The following is a 4,137-nucleotide window of genomic DNA, read 5'->3' as shown; positions in this document are numbered from 1 at the left end:
GAGGGTGAGGGGGCGGGGGGAGTTGACCGGATTGCAGTCGGTGGGCTCACGGACCCTGACCGGGCCGCAACTCTTCCTGCTCGGCGGCTCGTTCCTCATCACCCTCGGCAGCTTCGCCGTACTCCCCTACATGTCCGTACTCCTCCACGACCGCTTCGGGCTCGGCCTCGGCGTGGTGGGCGCCGTACTGGCCGTCGCCTCGCTGGTGCAGTTCTCCGGCGGTGTCGTCGGGGCGGCGCTGGCGGCCCGGATCGGGCTGCGCGCCACGATGCTGGTGGCGCTCGCCGTACGGACGGCGGGCTTCGCCGCCTTCGTACCGGGGCTGACCCGGCCGGTCGTCGCGGTGGCCGCGCTGTTCCTGGTGTCGTGCGGCGCAGCGCTGTATCTGCCCGCCAACAAGGCCTATCTGGTGGCGGGTTGCGGTCCCGAGCGGCGGCCGGGGCTGCTCGCGGCGAGCGGTTCCGCCTTCAACGCGGGTATCGCGCTCGGGCCGCCGGCCGCGGCGCCGTTCGTACTGACGTCGCCTGCCGGGCTGTTCACGGGGGTGGCTGTCCTGTTCGCGCTGGTGGGGGCGGGGCACGTACTGCTGCCGTCGGTGGCGGACGAGGGCGTGGGCGTGAAGGACACGACCGTCGAGGACAGGACCGGAGAGGCGGACGGTGTGGCGGCCGGTGTGGCGGCCGGGAGCGGTCTGCCGCCCTTCGCGTTCACCGTCCTCGCCGTCTACGTCTTCATGTTCTTCCAGCACTACCTCGCCCTCTACGCCGTCCCCCGCACCTCCACCGCCTTCTACGGCGCCGTCCTCATGGGTTACGCGATCCTCCTCGTCGTCGCCCAGCCGCTCCTCGCGCGCCGCCTCGCCGCGCTCCCGTACGCCACCGCGCTGCGGCTCGGCTTCGGTGCCATGGCCGCCGGTACGGCCGTGCTCGCGCTGGGCGGCCGGGCGGGGATCGCCGTCGGCGCGGTGCTGCTCTGCCTCGGTGAGATCGTCCTGTTCCTGAAGAACGACCTGGAGGCCCTCGCCCGGTCCGCCGCCCCCTCCGCGACGGTCTTCGGCAGACAGCGACTGGCGGCCGGGCTCGGCGCGTTCGCGGCGGCCGTCGTCGGCGGCCAGCTGTACGGGGTGGCCGAACGGGCCGCCGCGGTACCGGTGTTCTGGCTGGTGGTCAGCGCGCAGGCGGTGGTGCTGCCCGCGCTGCTGGTGGTGTGGGCGCGCGGGTCCGCGCGGCGCCGCGCGGGCGACGGGCCGGTCGCGGCCCACCGCCCGCGCTGACCACGGCCGTGTCACACAGCGACCATTCCCTCCAGGCCTCTTTCTTCCGCGTCCCTCCCGTCCGCGCCCCTTTCCTCCGCGCCCTCGGCCTCCGGCTGCCACACCGCCGCGAGATCCCGCCGGGCGCGCGCGACCCGGGACCGTATCGTCCCCACCGGGCAGCCCAGCGCGTCGGCGGCCTCCGCGTACGACAGCCCGAGCAGCCGGGTCAGTACGAACGCCTGACGGCGCCCCGGATCCATCGCGGCCAGCGCGTCCGCGAGCGCCACCGACTCCTCGAAGCCCGGCAGATGCCGTGGCTGGGCCCGGTCCGCGGCGGTCACCCAGTCCGCGGTGTCGGCGATCCGGGGCCGTACGGCCGCGCGCCGGTACCGGTCGACGACCACACGGCGCGCGATGGCCAGCAGCCACACCCGCGCGCAGGAACGCCCGGCGAACCGCGCGAGGCTCGCCAGCGCCCGCAGATACGTCTCCTGGGTGAGGTCGTCGGCGCCGCGCACGTCGGCGCTGAGGTGCGCGACGAAGCGGCGTACGTCGTCGTACGTGGCGCGTACGAAGAGTTCGGCCGCCCGCCGGTCCCCGAGACCGGCGGCCAGCGCCCACGCCGTGATCTCGGAGTCGTCGGCGCGTGCGCGGTGGCCGGTCGGTCTGGACGTCGGATGTATGCGGGTGGGGGGTATGTGCATGGGGGGTATGCGTGTGGGCACAGGTGTGTGCCGGGCAGCAGGTATCACGGAAAGTCCTTCGCGTCCGGGCCGCGTGGCCCGTGGAATCAGAGCGATGGTGTGCGTGGGGCGGAGAAGCGCTCAGGACGGAAGGAGTGGCGGCCCGCGCCTCGACACGACGTGCGGGGCGGGGAGTTGGGCCGGGGGCCGGATCGGCCGGTACGCCACGGGCGGTGCGAGCACCGGGAGGTACGTCGCCCAGCCGCCGCTCAGCACCGCGTGGGCGAAGCGGAGCCGCTCGAAGGCGAACAGCCCGAGAGCGTGGACGAGTCGTACGAACGCGCGGTCGCCGCGCCACAGCCACCACCCGCACACGAGGCCGGCGACGAGGTGGGCGCCGACCATGCCGGAGGTGAGGGTGGAAGTGAGGGCGGAGGCGAAGCCGGCGATGACGCCGGAACTGTCGAGCAGCACGCCCGGCAGTCCCTCGTACGCCAACTCGCCCGCCTCGTGGGCGCCGTGGGCGCCGTGCCCGGCGTGGCCGTCGCCCGGCGCCGGATGCAGACCGCTGAACACGGCGTGCAGCAGCAGCTGTCCGACGGCGCTCGCGGTGACGATCACGGCGCCGCCGCGTTCCTTGCGGGACAGCAGCCAGCCGGCGCCGCACACCGGCAGGAAGGCGAGGGCGAGGACGCCCGGCGGCAGCGGGCCACCGGACGACAGGGCGTGGCCGAGCCCGGACACCAGCACACACACGGCGGCGAAGACCGCGGTGCGTACGAGGCGGAGTGCGGGTCCGGCGCCCATGGCCACCATGGTGCCAGCGTGACAGGGCGGGCGGGAAAGGCCGCCTGATGGGTATACATCGGATGTTCACGCGCTATGCGGTGACATGGAGTTGGTGTGATCCAGCTCACACAAGCTCGCGCGGGGGGCCCGGGAACTTCTCGGCCCCGGTCACCGACACCTCCAACAGTACGACCGCGCACCAATCCGTACGACGGAAGATGACGGAACCGGAGACCGCCCGATGAATCCGCCCCCAGAGCCCGTGACGCCCGACGAAGAGAAGACCCCGGCCGCGACCCCGGACCCGGCCGCCGCCTCGGCTGCGGCCCCGCCGCCCGGCACCGGCACGCCGTCCACCCCGCCGCGCGTCACCCTCCGCTCCGACCTGCGGGCGAGTTGGCTCGACGGCACGGTCGCCCTGGTCGTGACGGCCGCGGTCTTCGTCATCCTCTACGTACGGATCAAGGCGGAGACGTCATCCACCCTCACCGTCATGCCCTTCATGGCGGACACGGGCGAGTTCTGGATGTACTACCTCAGTCAGGCGTTCGGCTGGTCCGCGCTCCTCTGGGCGTGGGGCACCGTCATCCTCGGTCTGCTGCTCTCCGGCCCGCGCCCCGCGCGCCTGCCGCTCTCCGGCCCCCGGCTTGAGCGGCTGCACCGCACCACCAGCCTCAACACGATCGCGCTCATCGTCGCCCACGCGCTGTTCTTCGCGGCCGAGTTGATCTACCAGGACACCGACTCCTGGCCGTCGCGGCTGGGCGGCGCCGTACTGGAGACGTTCATCCCCGGCGGCTACAACTCCGGCACCGGCGTCTGGGCCATGCCGATCGGCCAGGCGGCCCTCTACCTCGCGATCCCGCTCGGCCTGCTCTTCTACGTACGCCACCGCATCGGCCCGAAGACCTGGCGGATCCTGCACCGCTTCGTACTCGTCGTCTACGTGCTGAGCGTCTGGCACACGCTGCTGTACGGGACGAACGTCTGGTACGACGGAGCCTTCCGCAACACCGTGTGGCTCCTCCAACTCCCCATCGCCGCACTCTTCCTGCTCCGCCTCCTGCGACCGGCCCGCCGCTCGGAGCGCCTCGCGTCGCCGAGCGCGCACCGCGGGTCGAAGGCCGGCTGGGGTCTGCGGCTGACGGGGCGGGTGGCTGCCGTGGCCATCATCGGGGTCCTCGTCGCGGTGATCGCCTCCGGGCGTGACGGCGGCCGTACGGTGCCGCCGGAGGACACCTCGTCCACGCACGTGCACGACGAGTAGGAGACGACTGGGAGCGGCACCGGGGAGGGCCCGCACCACCCGCACCTTCCGCATCCTCTTCACCTCCTCCGCCATCCTTCCCGCCCTCTTCGCCTCCGCCCCGCCCCGTTGAGCGTGTGGCGGGGCGGAGGCGAAGAGGGCGG

General features: G+C 73.3%; 4 protein-coding genes. 2 read left to right on the top strand and 2 right to left on the bottom strand.

What is annotated here, in order from left to right; genetic code table 11:
- Positions 1 to 4 precede the first annotated feature (4 nt).
- On the top strand, positions 5 to 1,273 hold the full coding sequence (locus BHU15_RS36795; protein WP_255293306.1) for an MFS transporter: 1,269 nt from the start codon (positions 5 to 7) through the stop codon (positions 1,271 to 1,273).
- Between the two features lie 11 nt (positions 1,274 to 1,284).
- Here the strand turns inward: BHU15_RS36795 and BHU15_RS36790 are convergent, their stop codons facing one another.
- Both BHU15_RS36790 and BHU15_RS36785 read right to left on the bottom strand, forming a co-directional pair.
- Complete coding sequence (locus BHU15_RS36790; protein ID WP_069631048.1) at positions 1,285 to 1,959, bottom strand: sigma-70 family RNA polymerase sigma factor; 675 nt, start codon at positions 1,957 to 1,959, stop codon at positions 1,285 to 1,287.
- A 120-nt stretch (positions 1,960 to 2,079) separates the two neighbouring features.
- A complete protein-coding gene (locus BHU15_RS36785; RefSeq protein ID WP_079128634.1) occupies positions 2,080 to 2,745 on the bottom strand; it encodes a hypothetical protein in 666 nt (221 codons plus the stop codon).
- 223 nt (positions 2,746 to 2,968) lie between these two features.
- On the opposite strand from BHU15_RS36785, the gene BHU15_RS36780 reads away from it, so the two are divergent.
- A complete protein-coding gene (locus tag BHU15_RS36780) occupies positions 2,969 to 3,994 on the top strand; it encodes a ferric reductase-like transmembrane domain-containing protein (protein ID WP_069631046.1) in 1,026 nt (341 codons plus the stop codon).
- The last annotated feature ends 143 nt before the right edge of the window (positions 3,995 to 4,137 follow it).

Source organism: Streptomyces niveus (assembly GCF_001723055.1).
Taxonomy (GTDB): Bacteria; Actinomycetota; Actinomycetes; order Streptomycetales; family Streptomycetaceae; genus Streptomyces; species Streptomyces niveus.
This window is presented reverse-complemented; position numbering and strand designations above follow the sequence as displayed.